The following is a 17332-nucleotide window of genomic DNA, read 5'->3' as shown; positions in this document are numbered from 1 at the left end:
TCACCGCAGCAGCGGCGCGAGGCCGGCGTCCAGGCCGGTCTCGAGGTAGGACACCCGGCCGGTGGCGCGCAGCATGACCACGCCGCCCTGGATGGCGACCAGGATCGCGCGCGCGACCTCGAGCGGCCGTTCGACGCCCATGGCCTGGGTGCCCCGGGCGAGCTCGGCCTCCCACGTGTCGTAGAGCTCGCCGACCACGGCACGCGTCTCCGGCGACGACTTGCCCAGCTCGGCGGTGAGCACCCCGAGCGGGCAGCGGTCGCCCAGCTCGACATAGTGCCGCAGCACCGCGTCGCGCCACTGCCGCCACGACTCGCGGGTGGTCAGGTCGTCCAGCCAGGGACGCTGCACGGCGAGGACCTGGGCGGCCTCGTGCTCCGCGACGGCGAGCAGCAGGTCGGCGCGGCCGTCGGGGAAGTAGTGGAACAGCTGGCTCTTGCTGGTCGCCGTGGCGGCGCGCACGTCGTCGAGGCTGGTGCCGGCGGCCCCGGCCGTACGGATGAGCTGAGCGGCGGCGTCGACGATCCGCTGCCGGGTGGCGGCGCCCTTCGCCGTCAAAGTTCTGGTCACCCTCCCATGGTCCCTCGCTGGACGGCCTGGTCCAAATCAGGCCGGCCGGCTCAAGGCGGTCGCCGCCGCGAAGTATGCCGCGACCGGTGACCTGAAGGAGGCTTACAAGCGGACGGCCCTCGCGTACCTGCCGAAGAACCCATCGACGACTACACGGTCACCCGCGTGACCCTGGCCGACGTGGCCAAGGGCACCTTCTGATCGGCTGAACGCCCGGCGGACGGGCGCGTCGTAGGGGATATGACCGAACAGTTCACCGTCTCCTACGGCGCGCTCGTGCCCGTCGAGGTCTACTGGGACGACCTCGATCTCATGGGCACGCTCTACCACCCGCGCTTCGTCGCCCTGCTCGACCGGGCCGTGACCGCGCACTGGGCGTCGAAGGGCTACCGGCTCTCCGGCCGGCGGCTGGACGAGGACGGCTACCAGCTGCTGCGCGAGGTCGCCATCACGTTCGACCGGCCGATCACCGACTTCGGCACTGTCGTCATGCACCTCTGGGCCGAGAAGGCCGGCACCACCAGCATGGTGCTCGGCTTCCGGCTGCTCTCCGGCGACGGCGCCGAGGAGTACGCGCACGGCCACCGGGTCTCCATCAAGATCGACCCGCGGACGAAGCAGCCGGCGCCGTGGACCGCCCGCGCCCGCGCCGACATCGAGGAGCTGCTGCGCGAGCCCGCCCAGGTGTGACGCGGCCCCGGGCCGGCAGTCGATCGCCGGCCCGGGGCTCCGGGTGTACCGCGGGTGATCAGCGGAGGGCGCGGAACGCCGCCCGGACCTCGGCGGTGAACAGCTCCGGCTCCTCCCAGGCGGCGAAGTGCCCGCCCCGGGCCGGCTTGTTGTAGTAGCTGAGCGTCGGGTAGCCGCTCTCCACCCAGCTGCGCGGGGCCTGGAAGAGCTCGCCGGGGAAGGCGCTGAAGCCGACCGGCACCTTGATCGCGGGCGGGGTGGCACCGCCGGCCGCCTGCGGGTGGGCGCTCTCCCAGTAGATGCGGGCGGCCGAGACCCCGGAGTTGGTCAGCCAGTAGAGCGAGATGTTGTCCAGCACGTGGTCCCGGGTGAGGTTGCCCGACGGCGAGCCGCCGAGGAACGTACGAGCGATCTTGGTGTAGCTGTCGGTGTCGTGGTCGAGCATCCACGCGGCGAGCGCGACCGGCGAGTCGGACAGCGCGTAGCCGATCGTCTGCGGCCGGAAGGACTGCTCGGTGAGGTAGGCGCTGCCGGTCGTCTGGAACGCGGTGAGCGCGGCCTTGGCGGCCTGCTCCTCGGCGGTGACGGTCGGCACCGGGGCCCCGCCGAGCGCGGTGACCAGCAGGTTCATGTGGATGCCGGCCAGGCCCGCGGGCGACAGGCGGCCCAGCGTGTCGGTGACGACCGCGCCGACGTCGCCGCCCTGCGCCACCCACTTCGGGTAGCCGAGGCGCCGCATCAGCTCGACCCAGGCGTTCGCCACGCGGGTCGCGTCCCAGCCGCGCTCGGTCGGCTGGCCCGAGAAGCCGTACCCGGGGATCGACGGCACGACCAGGTGGAAGGCGTCGGAGGCCTTGCCGCCGTGCGCGGTCGGGTTGGTGAGCGGGCCGGCCGCATCGACGAACTCGACGATCGAGCCCGGCCAGCCGTGCGTGGCCAGCAGCGGCAGCGCGTCCTTGTGCGGCGACCGCACGTGGATGAAGTGGATCTCGACGCCGTCGATCTCGGTGGTGTACTGCGGAAGCTTGTTGAGCTTCGCCTCGAACCGGCGCCAGTCGTAGCGGGTCTTCCAGTACTTGGCGAGGGCCTGGGACGCCGCCAGCTGCACGCCCTGCTCGCGGTCGGCGACCAGCTCGCGGCTGGGCCAGCGGGTCGAGCCGACGCGGTGGCGCAGCTCGGTGAGCCGGGTGCCCGCGATCGAGGCCCGGAACGGGCGAATCTTGTCGGCGGCGGAGGAGGGCGTGGCGGCGGCCGCGTTCGCCGGGCTGGAGCCGAGCACACCGGAGGCGGTGGCGGCCACGGCGACGCCGGCCGCGAGGCCGCCCTGCAGGACGGAGCGCCGGGTGGGGATGGCGGGTGAGGGCATCGGAGTTTCCCTTCGTGATCCTTGTCGGCACGAAGCATGCCCAGGCCATCGGGCCCGGCGAGCCCGTGTACGCCCCTGGTTCCGACCCTGGGTGAGCGCCGTCACCCACCCGCGGAGTCGCCGCGGGCCGCCGGCTCCCCGCGGGACGAATGCCGCGAAGCGAAAGGGTATCCGGCGCAGCCGAGGGCAAGGTGGACATTTGGCGAGGTGCGCACGTGGCGAAGCCGACCCTGGCGGCCGTCATCGGCGCGGCCCGCACCAGGCATCGCTGTCCCGAGCCCGTCCGGTGGAGAAATCGGAGAATGGCGCCCGCCCGGCGAGTGCGGAGGGATGATCGGGCCCCCCGAGCGGCCACTTCGCCGATGCCGGAGCATGGTGGCCGGCGGTAGCGTGTCGATCACTATGCGATCCGGCGTGCGTTCGGTTGCCATGTCCATCTTCGACAGCACGGGAAACCCGTACTACAGCGGAGGTGGTCCCGTGGTCGTGCACGAGGTCGCCGTCCGGCTGGCCCGGGCCTTCGACGTCGTGGTCTACACGGGGTCCTACCGGGGCAGCCGGTCGGGGACCCGTGACGGCGTCCGCTATGTGCACCTCCCCGTGGGCTGGGCGGGGCCGCGCGGAGGGCAGATCCTCTTTCAGCTGCTTCTGCCGTTCGTGGCGTTGCTGCGCCGGCCGGCGGTGTGGATCGAGACGCTGTCCCCGCCGTTCTCCGCCAGCCCTCTGCCGGTGGTGTACCGGCGCCGGGTCGTCGCGCTGGTGCAGATGCTCAGCGGCGCCGACATGGCCCGCAAGTACCGGCTGCCGTTCCACCTGGTGGAGCGCCGGGCCCTGCGGCTGTACCGGCACTTCGTCACGCTCAACGAGGTCGACCGGCAGGCGATCGTCCGGTACGCGCGCCCGGCCGGCTGCCATCTCGTGCCCAACGGGGTCCATCGGCCCGTGGTGGCCGAGGACGAGTTCGGCGCCGGCGGCCACCTGCTCTTCCTCGGCCGCGTGGACGTGCAGCAGAAGGGGCTCGACCTGCTGCTCGAGGCGCTGCGCCGCGTCCCGGCGGGGATGCCGCTGGTGATCGCGGGCTCCGGCGTGCCCGCCGAGGAGCGCAGGCTGCGCCGGCTGGTCGAGGCCGCCGGCGCCGACGTGACGATGGCCGGGCGGGTGACCGGGGCGGAGAAGGAGAAGCTGATCCGCTCGTGCGCCGCGATGGTGGTGCCGTCCCGGTTCGAGACGTTCAGCCTCGCCGCGCTGGAGGCGATGGCGCACGGCAAGCCGGTGGTCTGCTTCGACCTGCCCCAGCTGCGCTGGATGGGCGACGACTGCGTGGTGCGGGTCCCGCCGTTCGACGTGCCCGCGCTGGGCCGGGCGCTCCGCGACCTCGTCGCCGATCCGCGGCGCCGGGCGGAGCTGGGCAGGCGGGGCTACGACTTCAGCAGGAACCACGACTGGGAGGTGATCGGTGAGCGCTACCGTGCCCTGATCGACGAGCTCATCGGCCCGCGGACCAATACACCTCCGGCGCGGCGGGAATGACGCCGCCGGGAAAGAGCCCGTCCGCCTGACTTCGATAGCCGCGGATGAGGCGCGCTTTCTCCGCGATGCCCACGTCCCATTTCCACGACGTCAGCCTGTGCCGGGCGACAAAGCCGCGATCGGGAGCGGACGTCTGGTCGTAGGGAAAGTCGGAATAGTAGACGACCCGCTCGGGGAATCGCGTTCCCACCTCGCGGGTGATGAGATGGTCGACGTGCCGGCCGACACCGAGCGGGCAGAAGATCACGCGGGCGCGGGCCGCCGCGGCGGACATCGCCGTCACGATGTCGGCGATCATCGGACGGTCGCCGCGCGCCACGCGGCCGCGGGCGATGTCGTAGCGATAGGTCGGATAGCGGTGCGCGAGCTCGGGCAGCACCAGCGCGGCGCCGGCCGGGAAGCGGCGCCGGCGAAAAAGAGCGTCGGGAAATCCCAGGTGGAGTGGCTCGGCGTCCAGTTGGGAGAGCACTTCGGTGTCTTCGTGCCGGCGGGTTTGGTAGAGGGTTTGCGCGCTGCCGCCGCCCCCGTCGCGCAGGAAGCGCCGGGCAGCGTAGGTGTGTGGCGGGCTGCCGGCGGCGGTGAAGACCGTGGCGACGACCGTGGGGCACCGGTCCGCGACGGCGGCCATCAGCGCGCCGCAGGACAGCACCGCGTCGTCCAGGTGCGGCGAGACGAACAAAACCGGCTCACCGGCGGGCAGAAGATCCATGATATTCACCGATGTCCTCATGTTCACCCGGCCGGACTTCCGCTCGAAACATTGATGGATAATGATGTTCAATATGGAGGCTGTCTTGTTGGTGGGTGGTCAGGGAACGCGACTGCGGCCGCTTACCGAAACCACTCCGAAACCGATGCTGCCACTCGCCGGAATACCGTTCATCACGCATCAGATCCTGCGTGCCCGGCAGGCGGGCGCCGAGCACGTCGTGCTCGCCACCTCGTACAAGGCGGAGATGTTCCGCGAGCACTTCGGCGGCGGCCGCGACCTCGGCATCACCCTGACCTACGCGGTCGAGGACGAGCCGCTGGGCACGGGCGGCGCGGTGCGCAACGCCGCGGAGCACCTGCGCGGCGACGGCCCGGTGGTCGTCCTCAACGGCGACGTGCTGGGCGGGCTCGACCTGACCGCGATGGTGCGCAGCCACCGCCGGCAGGACGCCGACCTCACGTTGCACCTGCGCCGGGTGCCCGATCCCGCCGCCTACGGCGTGGTGTCCACCGGCCCGGACGGGCGGGTGCTGGCCTTTGCGGAGAAGACCGACCGGCCCGCCACCGACCAGGTCAACGCCGGGACGTACGTCTTCTCGCGTCCGGCCCTCTTCTCGATCCCCGCCGGCCGGGTGGTGAGCCTGGAACGGGAGACCTTCCCGGCGCTGATCGCCGAGGGGCGGCGCGTGCGGAGCCTCCGCGACGACGCGTACTGGCTGGACATCGGCACGCCGGCGGCGTACGTGCGGGGCAACTGCGATCTGGTGCTGGGCCGGGCGCCGTCCGCCGCCCTGCACGGCACGCCGGGGGAGACCCTCGTCATGACCGGGGCCCGGGTCAACGGCGGGGCGACCCTCAGCGCCGGAACGGTGGTGGGCCGGCGTGCCGAGGTCGGCGCCGGGGCCCGCCTGACCGGCAGCGTGCTCTTCGACGACGCCCGGATCGGCGCCGGCGCGCGGCTGACCGGCACGGCGGTGGGCCGCGGCGCCACCGTCGGCGACGGCGCTGTCGTCGAAGGCGTGCTGCTCGGCGACGGCGCGCAGGTGCCGCCCGGCTCGGTGCTGCGGGCGGAGGCTGCCGCGGCCGGCTGACCGCCCGGCGCCCGTCACCGCAGCAACCAGCCCACGGCGTCGGGCAGGGCGCGAACCGTGACGGTGGCCGCGGCGTCGGGTGTCGCGGCGAGCCGCACCGTGGTGCAGCCGGCCGCCGCCCCCGCCGCCACGTCGGAGGCGGCGTCGCCGACCATCGCGCTGCGGGTCAGGTCGACGCCGGGATGATCACGGGCCACCTGCCGCAACAGGCCCGGCAGCGGCTTGCGGCAGTCGCACCGGCCGGCCTCGTGCACGCAGGCGTAGATGCCGTCGAGCTCGGCTCCCTCCGCGCGCAGCAGGGCCACGAGCCGTTCGTGCACCGCGTCCAGGTCGCGCATCGTGAGCTTGCCCCGGGCGACGCCGCGCTGATTGGTCACCACGTACACCGGGATGCCGGCCTCGCGCAGCCGGCGCACGGCCCGGCCGGTCCCGGGCAGCAGGGTCAGCTGCGCGGGACCGGACACGTACTCGCCCTCCGGGGCCTTGACGTTGACCGTGCCGTCCCGGTCGAGCAGGACGGCGGACCAGCGCCTCACGGCCGCGGGTGGACGGCGGCCTCGACGATCTCGCAGATCGTGTGCCCCACCGCCATGTGGCACTCCTGCACCCGGGCGGTCTCGGAGGACGGCGCCCGGAAGGTGTGGTCGGCGAGGCCGGCGAGCTTGCCGCCGTCGGCGCCGGTGAACGCCACGGTGGTGATCTCCATGTCGGCGGCCTGGATCACGGCCTGCACGACGTTGGCCGAGTTGCCACTGGTGGACAGGCCGATCAGGACGTCGCCCTTGCGGCCCAGGCCGGCGAGCTGGCGGGCGAAGGTCAGGTCGTAGCTGTAGTCGTTGCCGATCGCCGTCATGGCGGCCGTGTTGCTCGCCAGGCAGTAGGACGACATGGACGGCCGGTCGTACCGGAAACGGCCGAGCAGCTCGGCCGAGAGGTGCTCGGCGTCGGTCGACGAGCCGCCGTTGCCGCAGAAGAACACGGTACGGCCGCTCGCCACGCACTCGACGACCGTCGCGGTGATGCCGTCCAGCACGTCCATCAGCTCGTCGTCGCGGGTGAGCCGGGTCTTGGTCTCGGCGCTCTCGCCGATGCGGTCGCGCAGCACGGTCGTGTAGGTCATCGTGGGCTCCAGGTGCTCAGGCCGGTGGGAGCGAAGGTGATCTCCTCCACCGTCATGTCCAGGTCGGTCAGTGCGGCGGCCACCTGCCGCCTGCGGTCGAAGTCGCAGTAGATGAGCATGAAGCCGCCCCCGCCGGCCCCGGTGATCTTGCCGCCGAGGGCGCCCGCCGCGCGCGCCGCCGCGTACGCCTCGTCGATGTACGCGGTGCTGATCCTCGGGCTGATCCGCTTCTTCTGCTCCCAGGCCTCGTCGAGCAGCGCGCCGAAGTCGCGCAGCCGGTTGCGCAGCAGCGCGTGCTTCATCGCGGTGGCGAGCTCCTTCTGGGCCCGCAGCCCCTCGACCGTGTCCAGCTCGGCGCCGGCCAGGCGGGCCGACTGGTCGGCGATGATGTTGTCCGACGCCCGGGTGCGGCCGGTGAAGCAGAGCAGCAGGTTGTGTTCCAGTTCGGCGAGCGTGTCGTCGCGGACGCGCAGCGGATTGACGACAACCTGGTCGCCGCCGAGGAACTCGATGTAGTTGAAGCCGCCGAACGCCGCCGCGTAGTGGTCCTGCTGGCCGCCGCGGATGCCGAGGTCGTGGCGCTCGAGCCGGTGCGCGGTGTGCGCGACCTGATAGGCGTCCATCTGCAGGCCGTACCGGTCGCGCAGCAGGCCGACCAGGGTCACCATCACCGCCGAGGACGACCCCAGGCCGGAGCCGGGCGGTGCGGAGCTGTGGATGCGCAGCTCGTAGCCGTCGCGCTCGCCGCCGGCCAGGTCGCCGAGGTGGCAGGCCGCGGCCTTGGCGAGGTCGAGCTCCCCGTCGAGGGTGAGGCGCTCGTCGACGCCGAACTCGAGGGAGACGCCGAGGTCCTCGGACGAGATGCGGATCGCGCCGTCCGGGCGCGGCGTCAGGCTGCCGTACGCGTAGCGGGCGATCGTCGCGGAGAGCACCGCGCCGCCCTCGGTCTCGGGGAAGGGAGCGACGTCGGTGCCGCCACCGGCGAAGCTCACCCGCAGCGGGGCCTTCGCCCGCAGCCGCAGCGCCCGGGTGTCGCCACGGATCGCCGTGTGGTCGGGTGCGGACCGGGGCTCGGTCCGCGGGTCGTTCATGATGAGACTGGGCACGTGACTCCCTAGGGGTGTGTGGTGCGAGGGGCGGGCGTGGCCGTGCGCCGCGCGCCGGTGTGGTCGAGCACGTGGCGGAAGACCTGGTCGTGCCGGGTTGTGGCCGCCTCGACCGACATCGCGAGGCCGCGCTCGAGGCTGGCGCGGGCGAGACGGTCCAGCAGGGCATCGTCGGTGGAGAGCCGTTTCAGCGCGTCGCGCAGCGCCTCCGCGTCGCCGGGTGCGACGAGCAGGCCGCTCGGCCCGGCCACCTCCCGCACGCCCGGCAGGTCGCTGGCGACCGGGACGCAGCCGGACGCCATGCCCTCGCCGAGCACGAGGCCGTACGCCTCCGCGGTGGTGAGGCTGGGCAGCACGATCACGTCGTGGGTGCTGTAGGCGTGCCACAGGTCGGCGTCGCTGACCCGGCCGCGGAAGGTGACCGCGGGCAGGCCGGCCGCGCGGGCCTCCAGCCGCGGGCGCTCCGGGCCGTCACCGATCAGCGTCACGGTCACGCCCGGCAGGTCGCCGGCCGCGTCGAGCAGGATGTGGGCCCCCTTGTACGGGCGCAGCTGGCCGACGAAGAGCACGCGCAGCGCCGCGCCGGGCGGCCGGGGCGGCCGGGGCAGCACCCGCCGGGTGTCCACGCCCCACGGGATGATCTCGACGTGCGGGCCGGACGGCATGTGCATCCGGTCGCGGTACTCCGCCGAGCTGACCAGGATGACGTCGGCGAGCTGGGCCACCCGGCGATGCATCCGGTTGTAGAGCGCGCAGAGGCCGCGCAGCCCCGGGATCGCGAGGTCGCTGTGGTGCGTGTAGACGACCGCCGGGCGCCGGCGCCGGCGCATCGTCGCGGCGAGCAGCAGGAACGCGTCGCTCATGGTGGGCACCGGGCCGTGCACGTTCACCACGTCGTACGCGCTCAGCCGCCGGCGGAAGCGCGGCCAGGACCGGGCGAAGCCGGAGAGCCGGACCTCGCGGTGGACCAGGCGCGGGAAGTCGGCCCGGCTGACCACGTCGACCTGGTGGCCGGCGGCGGTGAGGCTGCGGCTGAGATTGCCCATCGACGTGGCGATGCCGCTGACGACGGGGGCGACCTCCGAGGTGAAGATGAGCACGCGCAGCGGGCGGTGCGAACCGGCCGGCCGGGCGGGCGTGGCCGGCGCGGCCCGGCGCAGCGCGACGACGTGGCGCAGGAAGCGCCGCGCCTCGCCGAGCCCCGACTTGGACGCGCCCTCGAACCGGCGCCGGAACGTGTACTCCACCTCGTCGACGGCGTTCCATCGGCCGCGGACGAGGATCTCCAGCAGGATCTTGTAGCCGATCGGCCGGAGCGGCACGCCGTCGACGACCTCGCGCCGCAGCGCGAAGAAGCCGCCCAGCGGATCGGTGGAGACCCGGGTCCGCGGCAGTACGGCGTGCACAAGCCGGCGGCACGCGCGCGACGCCTGGTGCCGGAAGGAGCCGTTGAGCCCCTCGGCCGAGCCGCGGCCCCGGTATCTCGTGCCGACCACAAGGTCGGCCGGCCCGGAGGCGAGCGCGTCCACGAGACGGGGCAGGGCCTCGGGAGGGTGCTGCATGTCGGCGTCCATCACGGCGAGCACCCCGGCCTCGGTGGCGGCGAAGCCGGCCAGCACGGCACCGCCCAGCCCGCCCGGGCGCCGGTCCGGCGCGCGGTGGACGACGGCGACCCGCGGATCGTGGCCGGCCAGATCGGCCAGCCGTGCGGGCGTCTCGTCGTCGGAGTCGTCGACGAAGACGATCTCCCAGTTCCGCCCGTTCAGCGCGGCGCGGAGCCGGTGGTACAGCGGTCCCACGCTGTCCGCCTCGTGGCGGGTGGGCACGATGACGGCGATCCGCCCGGAACCGGCCGGCGTGCCGACCGGATCCTCTCGGCTTCCGGGCACGGGTCTCTGCGCGGTCTGAGACACGAAAAATTCCTCACGTCGGCAACGGATCTTATGGATGTTGCATTGACGGACGTGACTGTCAAAAGAATCGTAAGGAGAGTGAAGAACGGCGCCTGCCGGCGACGGATCGGGCCGCCGGGCGATGGCCAAAATGGACTGCGCGCTGTCGCCGGAACCGATGCTAGGGGTTCGACGCGGTGATCGGAAGCGCGCGCTCGGACGACCCTTTCCGAGTGACCATGCCCGACATGCTGCTTTTACTTTATGGTTTCGCCCGGTTTCTCAGCCCGTGTCCGTTCTCAGTGGACGGTCATGCCGGAACGCTGCCGCTTTGATTTCCACTGTGCAACGAACGTGAACGCTTTCCTAACAGGCCGTGGCGGCGCTGTTTCGCGTCAATTTGCGGTCACCAGCGGGATACGCGCCCGCAATTGATCACCTTCACATCCTGCGGATCGCGTCGAGCATTTTCGCCGCCGTGACGTCCCATGTGTTCTTCGTCACTTTCTCGTGGCCGGCGGCCACCAGGGCCGCCCGCTCGGCCGGCGCCCGCAGCCGCAGGATCGCCTCGGCCCAGGCCCGCGGGTCGTCCGGCGGCACCAGGAGCGCGGCGTCCTCGGCGATCTCGCGGAACACCGGGATGTCGCTGGCCACGACGGGCAGCCCGGCCGCCATCGCCTCCAGCAGCGGCAGGCCGAGGCCCTCGATCAGTGAGGGATAGACGAAGGCCTCCGCGCCGGCGTACACGCTGTGCAGTTCCGCCTCGCTCACCCGGGGCAGATGACGGATCCGGTGGGCCACGCCGAGCTCGCCGGCCAGCGCGGGCACCGGATCGGGGAAGCGCGCGTCGATCGTGCCGATCAGGACGAGGTGGTAGTGCTCGGGGAGCAGGGGCAGGACCCGGACGAGCCCCGCCACGTTCTTGTGCGGCCGCCGCGCCCCGACCTGGAGCACGTAGGTCGCGGGCAGGTCCTGCCCGTCGATGCTGGTGGCCGGCCGGGCGCCGCGGGCGAAGGTCTCGTCCACCCCGCCGGGGATGACCTGCCAGTCCCGCACCGGCACCCGGTAGAAGCGCTCGATGTCGCGCGCCGACGCGGAACTGCGGGTGAGGACCCGATTGCGCCGCGCCATCATCGCGGTGTGCATCATGTACAGCGCCCGGGTGCGGCGGTCGGGAGCGAACCGGGCGTCGGTCTCCATGATGCAGTCGTGCACGAAGGTGCCGCGCCGCCCGCCCCCGACCACCGGGCCACCCAGGCTGTACGGCGAGATCGTGACCGTGGCGCCCACCCGGCGCAGCGCGGCCGGCCAGCGGATCCACTGCATCGGCGAGGTCAGCGGCAGATCGAAGTGTGCCCGCCGGTAGCCGAGACCCTCGATCAGGCCGTCGATGTCGAAGCGCCGCGACCGTTGTCCCGGCCGGACGAACACCGTGACCTCGAACTCCGCGGAGCCCGCCAGCCGGTGGAGCAGCATCTCGGCGAGGCGGCCGATGCCGTGGTACTCGTCGGACAGGACCCGCCCGTCCAGGGCGAGATGGTCCGTCCGGTCAGGCGCCGGGGTGGATGGGGCCATGTCCGATCAGCTCCTCGAGCGGTACCGTGAACGTACGACTGCGGAATGGATCGTCCCGCCTTCCTACCAGTGAGCCGGTGGGATTCCCAGTCACTGCGCGGCTGTCTCCTGTGTACCGGCACTGCACCCGAACACTGGACACGGAGGCGACCGATGACGTTGACGGATATCCGGGCATGATGAATCTCACCGGCCGGCGCAGTGCCGCCGGCGGCGGCGTCGTGCTGATCGTGCGGTTCGGGCTGGGCGCCGTGCTCAACTACGGCTTCGGCGTGGCCCTCGCCTGGCTGCTGACCCCGGCGGAGTTCGGCTCGGTCAGCGTGCTGCAGAACGTTCAGTTCCTCTGCGCCATGATCCTGTCGGCCGGTTTCCCCTGGGTGCTGGCCGCGACGATCGCGAAGGACCCCGGCGCGGGCGCCGTGGCGGCGACCTATCGTGCCGCGTTCCTGGGCAACGCCGCCCTGGGCGCGGTGCTGCTGGCCGTCTTCGTCACCGCCCAGCTCACCCGCACGGTGGTGCCGGGCGCGTCCGGGGTCACGGTGATCTGCGTCGGCGCCATGATCGCGGTGCTCTCGCTGACCAGCGCGCTCGGCGGTGGTCTCCAGGGCGAGCGGCGGTTCGACGGCTACGGCGTCATGCAGATCTCCGAGATCGCGATCAAGGTCGCCGTGTCCGTCCTGGTCGTCGGCGTGCTCGGGCTGGGTGTCGCGGGGGTGGCGATCAGCTTCCTGATCGGCGCCGTGCTCTCCGCGGCGATCGGTGTGTGGGCGCTGCGCGACCGGCTGCCCCGGAGCGGGCCGGTCGCCTGGCGGCGCACGAGCGGGCGCGCCGTCTCCATCGGCCTCGCCAGCTCGGCGTTCGCCGGCATCCTCACCGTCGACGTCCTCGCGCTCAGCGTGATCGGCCAGGACCGCGGCGTCACCGCGGCCGACCTGGCCCTCTACCAGGCGGCCACGGTGCTCGCCCGGGCGCCCTTCTTCGTCGGCGACGCGCTCAGCAACGCCGTCTTCCCGTTCATCGCGGCGGCCCGCACGGCCCAGGAGGTCGACGCGTGGTTCCGCGCGGCTTTCCGCTGGATCCCCCTGGCGCTGGTCCCGCTCCTGCTGGTGCTGGTCGTGGCGCCCGGACCGGTGCTCCGCGTGCTGTTCCCCCCGCACTACGCGCAGGCGGCCGGCGTCCTGCGCCTCCTGGCCGTCGGCACCGCGGGCCTGATCGCCATGGACGTCCTGCTCAAGACGCTGAACGCGCGGGAGCTGCCGGCCGTGGCCACCTGGGTGCCGGTCGCGCTGGTGGTGGAGGCGGCGGCGCTCGCCGTCCTGGTGCCGACGTGGGGCATCGCCGGTGCGGCGACGGCCTTCGGCATCGGCACGTGGGCCGGCGCGATCGCCCTCGCCCGGACGTACCGGCGCGCCCACCGTCCACGATGGTTCCCGCGCGGCGCCGTGGCGCGCTACCTGGCGGCTCTGTCGCCGCTCGCCGCCCTGTCGGCGCTGGCGGCCCGCTTGCCGGCGCTGCCCGCGCTCGCCGTGGTGGCGGCGGCCCTGGTGATCTACGCGGCCGCCGCGATCCGCCTGCGGTTGGTGCGCGAGCGGGACGTCGAACGCGCGCTGACCGCCCTGCGGCGGATGTGGCCCCGGCGCGGGCGGGTGCCGGCGTGACCGCCCGCCGGCTGGTCGCGCTCCTGACGGCCTGCGCGAGCGTCGCTGCCGTCTTCCTGCTCTGGAACCTCGGCCGCAGCCCCGACACCCAGTACGACGAGGTCGTCTACAGCCGTGCCGACCAGGCCGTCGCCCAGGACTGGTCGCTGACCTGGACGAACCGGCCGCTCTTCGTGCACCCGCCGCTCTCCTTCCTGGCCCAGGCGGCCTGGTTGCGCGTTCTCGGGGCGCACGATCAGCCGCTCGTCGACGTCATCACCGACACCCGCCTGCTCGCGGCGCTGGTGAGCGTGGTCAACGTGGTGCTCATCGCGCTGATGACCTATCGCCTCGCGGGCCGCGGCCGGGTGGTCCTGACCCTGGTGACCGCGGTGCTCGCCGCGACCGACCCGGTGCTGCTCCGGTTCGGCCGGATGGCCATGATAGAGCCCTTCGCCCTCCTGGCCTGCCTGGTGACGCTGCACCTGGCGATCTGGCTGCACGGCCGCCGGTCGCGCTGGTTCGTCCCGGTCGTCGGACTGGCCGGCGGCCTGACGCTGCTCACCAACGAGGTGGGCATCTTCATGGTGCTCACCCCGGTGGTGTACGCGCTGCTGAGCCGCGACCGCCGGCTGGTGCGGCAGTGCCTCGCCGCGCTGGCCGCCGCGCTCGCCCTGTGGTCGATCTTCGTGCTCTGGGCGGTCCAGCTGGGTCTGCTCACCAGCTTCGTCGAGGTCAAGACCGTCACGTTGCAGCGGCTGCTCGGCATCGTGCAGACCACCGGCTGGAACCGGCCGGGTGTCTCGCTGCTCAGCGGGCTGTCCGAGCAACTCGGTCAATACGTGACGTCGTACGTGGTGCTGGCGCTCGGCGCGGTGGCGGCCGTCTGGCTCCTGGTGCGGCGCGGTGGCGGCTCCGCCCGGTGGCTGCTCGCCTGGCTGATCACCAGCTACGCCTTCGGTGCCTGGACGGTGCTGCTGGGGACCCTCAACGAGCAGTTCTTCGTGTACGTCGTGCCGGCGTCGCTGGTCGGCACGGTGCTGATGGCCGGCTCCGTCCTGGCCGCTCCGCGATGGCGTGCCGGCGTCGCCTGGGCACTGCTCGCCGCCGTCCTGGTGCTCTCGACCGGCAGCTGGGCGCGCTTCTCGGCCACCCGCAACGACGGCCTCGCCCGGCTGACCCGCTACGTCGCGGCGAACGTGCCGGCCTGCGCCGCGCTGAACGCCACCGGCGACACCGAGCGTTTCGTGCAGCTGTTCCCGTCACGGCCGATCACCTCCTATGCCACCGGCCCCGGGGCGCTGAGCCACGGCGTGAGCCTGTTCGTGCTCAGCGACAAGGACGCCGGCATGCGGTTCGGCAACTCCAGCCCGCAGCTGGCCTCGTGGGTGCGCGACCACGGGACCCGGCTCGCGGCGTATCCCAGCGCCACGTATCGCGGCCTGGAACTGTGGCGGGTGGCCGCCGACCCCTACGACGCGACGGCCGGGGTCGAGCGGACGGCGGCCGGCGACTTCGTCGTCACCGAGGGATCGCGGTGCGGCGGGCACCGGGTGGTGGACGGGCCCGACGGCGCCTTCGCCACCGGCTGGGAGGCGCTGGGCGGCAAGGCGGTCGCCGGGCCCCCGCTGACCGGCGGCTGGCGATCGGGCGAGGGCCGGCAGGTGTTCGCCGGCGCCGTTCTGACCACCGGTCGCGGCGGGCCGGTCACGGCGCTGCCCGTGGTGGCGGAGCTCGCCCGGCGCTACCCGGCCACGCAGCTTCCCCCGCTCGCCCCGGACCCCGCGCTGACCGATCCGGCGATCGCTAAGGCCTACCGCGGCGGGATGGATCGGCTGCTCGGCCCGGCGATCGGACCGGCCACGGCGATGCCGGACGGGCATGTGCGGCAGGCCTTCGCCGGCGGCGTGCTGGAGCGCGCCACCGACTCGGCCCAGGTGCGCCTGGCCCCGATCGGCCGCCCCGTGCTCGACGCCGGCCTGGTGGACCCGCCGGCGCCGGCCCGGCAGCCGGACGCACCGCCCCCGCTGCCGGCCGAGACGGAGTCGCCCCAGCCGACCAGCGTGCGGCCGTTCGCCTGGACGCTCGCCGGCGTCGTGGCGCTCTACCTCGTCGTCGCCGTGCTCGTGGTGCGGCGGCGACCCGATCGCTCGCCGCCGCCACCACCGCCGGCGCCCGACCCCGGGCTGCGGGAGCTGACCCCCGTTTCCCGGCGGGCGGTGCTGACCCGGGTCGGCGCGCTCGCCGCCCTGCTGGCGGCGGCGCTCACGGCGCGGGTGGTCCTGCACGAGGAGCCGGCCACGCTGCCGGCGCTCCCGCACGCCGCACCGGTCGCCCCGGGCGTTGTCCGCGCCGGCCAGCCCGACGAGGCGGACCTCGTCCGGCTGCACGACGACTACGGGGTCCGCGGCATGATCGCGATCAACGGGCGGGACGACTCCACCCTCTCCGGCGACGAGGAACGGGCCGCCGCCGAGAGCGTGGGCATCCGCTTCGTGGGGCTGCGGATCGGCGACGGCGACGCCCTCTCCGCGGAGCAGGTGGCGTCGGTGGCGCGGCTGCTGCGCGACACCCGCGCCGGCGGCGACTCGGCGGCCACCCTGGTGCTGCTGCACGACCGCACCGGCGACGGGCCGGTCGGGCTGCTCGCCGCCGTGGTGCGCGTCCTCGATCGTGAACCGCTGGACGAGGTGCTGGCCTCGGCACCCGGCCTGGGCGGCGAGCAGCGGGCCTCGCTCGCCCACCTCGCGGCCGCGGTGACCGGATCGGGTGGCGCGGACAACCCGTACGCGGCCCTGCGGGTTGAAGATCGGTGACCCGACCTGTGACCACCGCCCTGGCCGCGCTGATGGCCGTGGCGGCGTGCGGCGGCGGCGGCCGCACGCCGCCGCCCGGCATCGTCTTCGGCACCCTGGGCTCGCACGCCCCGGCCGCCGCCGCCGAGAACGCCGCGGGCGTGCGCGGCGCCACCCTCGAACTCGACTGGAGCGCCTACGAACCGGTGCGCGGCGAGTTCTCCGCCGCCTACACGGCCACCGTCAAGGAAAGGATGCGGACGTTCCAAGCGGCCGGGCAGCAGCTGACCCTCGCGCTCGGCCTGCACTACAGCCCCGACTGGGTGCGCCGGCTGCCGGACGCCGTGGCGGTCGACCAGCACGGCGCCCGGCTGCCCGGCATCGACATGGTGTTCAGCCAGCCGGTGCGCGACGCCGCCGCGGCCTACTTCGCCCGCGTCGACGCCGACCTGGGCGTGCGCAACTTCGCGTACATCCGCCTCACCGCGGGCGGCAACGCCGAGATGCTCTACAACACCCGAGGGTCGTACGCGGCCTTCAGCGGCGCCGCCCAGAACGGCCCGGCGATGGCGGCGGGGATGGCCGCCAACCCCATGCCCGGCTGGCGTCCCGGGGACCGGCGGGCCACCCGCGCCCAGGTCCGCGCCTGGGCGGACTGGTACGTGGGCGCCCTGGCCGACGTGACCAGGTGGCAGATGTCCCGCTTCGGCGCCCTGGGCTACACCGGGACGTACCAGGCGATCACCCCCGGCTCGGGCGTGCGGCCGGACGCGTACGCCGACGCGGTCGCCCGCTTCCTGCCCGACGGCCTGCTGGGCATCGGCGGAGCATGGCAGCAGTACTACGCCGCGCTGGCGGGCACGCCGAGCCTGATGACCTACATCTCCTCGGTCGCGGACGGCTCGGGCGGCGACGACACGTGCACCGCCGCCGACCGCCAGGTCGCGGTGACCAGCCCCGCGGCGAACTCCTGGTCCGCGACCCGCTGGCAGACCCGCCTCGCCGCCGAGTACGGCTTCCGCACCGGCGGCGAGAACCCGGGCTACGGCGACGGCCCCGCGAAGGGCGCGTACTACGCCGACACCTCCGGCCACGGCATGCTGGCGGCGGCCCTGCGCCAGGCCGTGCGCTGCGGCTTCGACGTCTTCAACTTCGCACATGACGAGCAGCTCTGGCAGGGGCCGCTGAGCCTCGACGCCTACGCCGACCGCATCCGCGCCGCCCGCTGACCTGCTCAATCGTGCCGCTC

At 73.4% G+C, this 17332-nt stretch carries 14 protein-coding genes; 6 read left to right on the top strand and 8 right to left on the bottom strand.

Annotated features, from left to right (window positions below):
• A complete protein-coding gene (locus tag Ade02nite_RS34590; protein ID WP_239169262.1) occupies nucleotides 1-570 on the bottom strand; it encodes a TetR/AcrR family transcriptional regulator in 570 nt (189 codons plus the stop codon).
• A 240-nt stretch (nucleotides 571-810) separates the two neighbouring features.
• On the opposite strand from Ade02nite_RS34590, the gene Ade02nite_RS34585 reads away from it, so the two are divergent.
• Complete coding sequence (locus Ade02nite_RS34585; protein WP_203773021.1) at nucleotides 811-1260, top strand: acyl-CoA thioesterase; 450 nt, start codon at nucleotides 811-813, stop codon at nucleotides 1258-1260.
• A 58-nt stretch (nucleotides 1261-1318) separates the two neighbouring features.
• Here Ade02nite_RS34585 and Ade02nite_RS34580 read toward each other — a convergent pair whose 3' ends face one another.
• A complete protein-coding gene (locus tag Ade02nite_RS34580; RefSeq protein WP_203773019.1) occupies nucleotides 1319-2626 on the bottom strand; it encodes an epoxide hydrolase family protein in 1308 nt (435 codons plus the stop codon).
• A gap of 429 nt (nucleotides 2627-3055) precedes the next feature.
• Between Ade02nite_RS34580 and Ade02nite_RS34575 the strand changes: the two genes are divergently transcribed.
• Nucleotides 3056-4156, top strand: coding sequence for a glycosyltransferase family 4 protein (locus Ade02nite_RS34575; RefSeq protein WP_203773017.1), 1101 nt, complete (start codon nucleotides 3056-3058; stop codon nucleotides 4154-4156).
• On the opposite strand, the gene Ade02nite_RS34570 is transcribed toward Ade02nite_RS34575, so the two are convergent.
• Nucleotides 4113-4865 (bottom strand): PIG-L deacetylase family protein, encoded by a 753-nt coding sequence (locus Ade02nite_RS34570; protein ID WP_203773015.1) that lies wholly within the window; start codon nucleotides 4863-4865, stop codon nucleotides 4113-4115. The two genes, Ade02nite_RS34575 and Ade02nite_RS34570, sit on opposite strands and share 44 nt — an antisense overlap.
• Nucleotides 4866-4926: 61 nt before the next feature.
• Between Ade02nite_RS34570 and manB the strand changes: the two genes are divergently transcribed.
• Nucleotides 4927-5958, top strand: a complete 1032-nt coding sequence (gene manB / locus Ade02nite_RS34565; protein WP_307871246.1) for a mannose-1-phosphate guanylyltransferase — start codon at nucleotides 4927-4929, stop codon at nucleotides 5956-5958.
• 14 nt (nucleotides 5959-5972) lie between these two features.
• Here manB and Ade02nite_RS34560 read toward each other — a convergent pair whose 3' ends face one another.
• The 5 genes from Ade02nite_RS34560 to Ade02nite_RS34540 form a co-directional block, all read right to left on the bottom strand.
• Nucleotides 5973-6494 (bottom strand): D-glycero-alpha-D-manno-heptose-1,7-bisphosphate 7-phosphatase, encoded by a 522-nt coding sequence (locus Ade02nite_RS34560; RefSeq protein WP_203773011.1) that lies wholly within the window; start codon nucleotides 6492-6494, stop codon nucleotides 5973-5975.
• Complete coding sequence (locus Ade02nite_RS34555; protein ID WP_203773009.1) at nucleotides 6491-7078, bottom strand: D-sedoheptulose-7-phosphate isomerase; 588 nt, start codon at nucleotides 7076-7078, stop codon at nucleotides 6491-6493. The genes Ade02nite_RS34560 and Ade02nite_RS34555 overlap by 4 nt, the downstream gene beginning before the upstream one ends.
• Nucleotides 7075-8184 carry a GHMP family kinase ATP-binding protein gene (locus Ade02nite_RS34550; RefSeq protein ID WP_203773008.1) on the bottom strand — a complete coding sequence of 370 codons (1110 nt, stop codon included), beginning with the start codon at nucleotides 8182-8184 and terminating at the stop codon, nucleotides 7075-7077. The genes Ade02nite_RS34555 and Ade02nite_RS34550 overlap by 4 nt, the downstream gene beginning before the upstream one ends.
• 8 nt (nucleotides 8185-8192) lie before the next feature.
• A complete protein-coding gene (locus Ade02nite_RS34545) occupies nucleotides 8193-10073 on the bottom strand; it encodes a glycosyltransferase (RefSeq protein WP_203773006.1) in 1881 nt (626 codons plus the stop codon).
• A gap of 444 nt (nucleotides 10074-10517) precedes the next feature.
• Nucleotides 10518-11651, bottom strand: coding sequence for a glycosyltransferase family 4 protein (locus tag Ade02nite_RS34540; RefSeq protein ID WP_203773004.1), 1134 nt, complete (start codon nucleotides 11649-11651; stop codon nucleotides 10518-10520).
• Between the two features lie 176 nt (nucleotides 11652-11827).
• Here Ade02nite_RS34540 and Ade02nite_RS34535 point away from each other — a divergent pair, with 176 nt between their 5' ends.
• From Ade02nite_RS34535 to Ade02nite_RS34525, 3 genes are read left to right on the top strand one after another with little or no spacing between them, the layout of a single operon-like run.
• Entirely contained in the window at nucleotides 11828-13309 is a 1482-nt protein-coding gene (locus Ade02nite_RS34535; RefSeq protein WP_203773002.1) for a lipopolysaccharide biosynthesis protein, read from the top strand.
• Nucleotides 13306-16104, top strand: a complete 2799-nt coding sequence (locus Ade02nite_RS34530; RefSeq protein WP_203773000.1) for a glycosyltransferase family 39 protein — start codon at nucleotides 13306-13308, stop codon at nucleotides 16102-16104. Before Ade02nite_RS34535 ends, Ade02nite_RS34530 begins: the two co-directional genes overlap by 4 nt.
• Nucleotides 16101-17312: a hypothetical protein gene (locus Ade02nite_RS34525; RefSeq protein ID WP_203772998.1), complete on the top strand. Its 1212-nt coding sequence runs from the start codon at nucleotides 16101-16103 to the stop codon at nucleotides 17310-17312. The genes Ade02nite_RS34530 and Ade02nite_RS34525 overlap by 4 nt, the downstream gene beginning before the upstream one ends.
• Nucleotides 17313-17332 lie beyond the last annotated feature (20 nt).

This window comes from Paractinoplanes deccanensis (assembly GCF_016862115.1).
GTDB lineage: Bacteria > Actinomycetota > Actinomycetes > Mycobacteriales > Micromonosporaceae > Actinoplanes > Actinoplanes deccanensis.
Note: the sequence above shows the minus strand (reverse complement) of the source record. Positions and strands in the feature narration are given on the sequence as shown.

Bases quoted from the DNA above. Each gene is read 5' to 3' on its own strand.
- Ade02nite_RS34580 (WP_203773019.1), bottom strand. From the start codon at position 2,626: ATGCCCTCACCCGCCATCCCCACCCGGCGCTCCGTCCTGCAGGGCGGC.
- manB (WP_307871246.1), top strand. From the start codon at position 4,927: ATGATGTTCAATATGGAGGCTGTCTTGTTGGTGGGTGGTCAGGGAACG.
- Ade02nite_RS34585 (WP_203773021.1), top strand. From the start codon at position 811: ATGACCGAACAGTTCACCGTCTCCTACGGCGCGCTCGTGCCCGTCGAG.
- Ade02nite_RS34570 (WP_203773015.1), bottom strand. From the start codon at position 4,865: ATGGATCTTCTGCCCGCCGGTGAGCCGGTTTTGTTCGTCTCGCCGCAC.
- Ade02nite_RS34555 (WP_203773009.1), bottom strand. From the start codon at position 7,078: ATGACCTACACGACCGTGCTGCGCGACCGCATCGGCGAGAGCGCCGAG.
- Ade02nite_RS34535 (WP_203773002.1), top strand. From the start codon at position 11,828: ATGATGAATCTCACCGGCCGGCGCAGTGCCGCCGGCGGCGGCGTCGTG.
- Ade02nite_RS34540 (WP_203773004.1), bottom strand. From the start codon at position 11,651: ATGGCCCCATCCACCCCGGCGCCTGACCGGACGGACCATCTCGCCCTG.
- Ade02nite_RS34575 (WP_203773017.1), top strand. From the start codon at position 3,056: ATGTCCATCTTCGACAGCACGGGAAACCCGTACTACAGCGGAGGTGGT.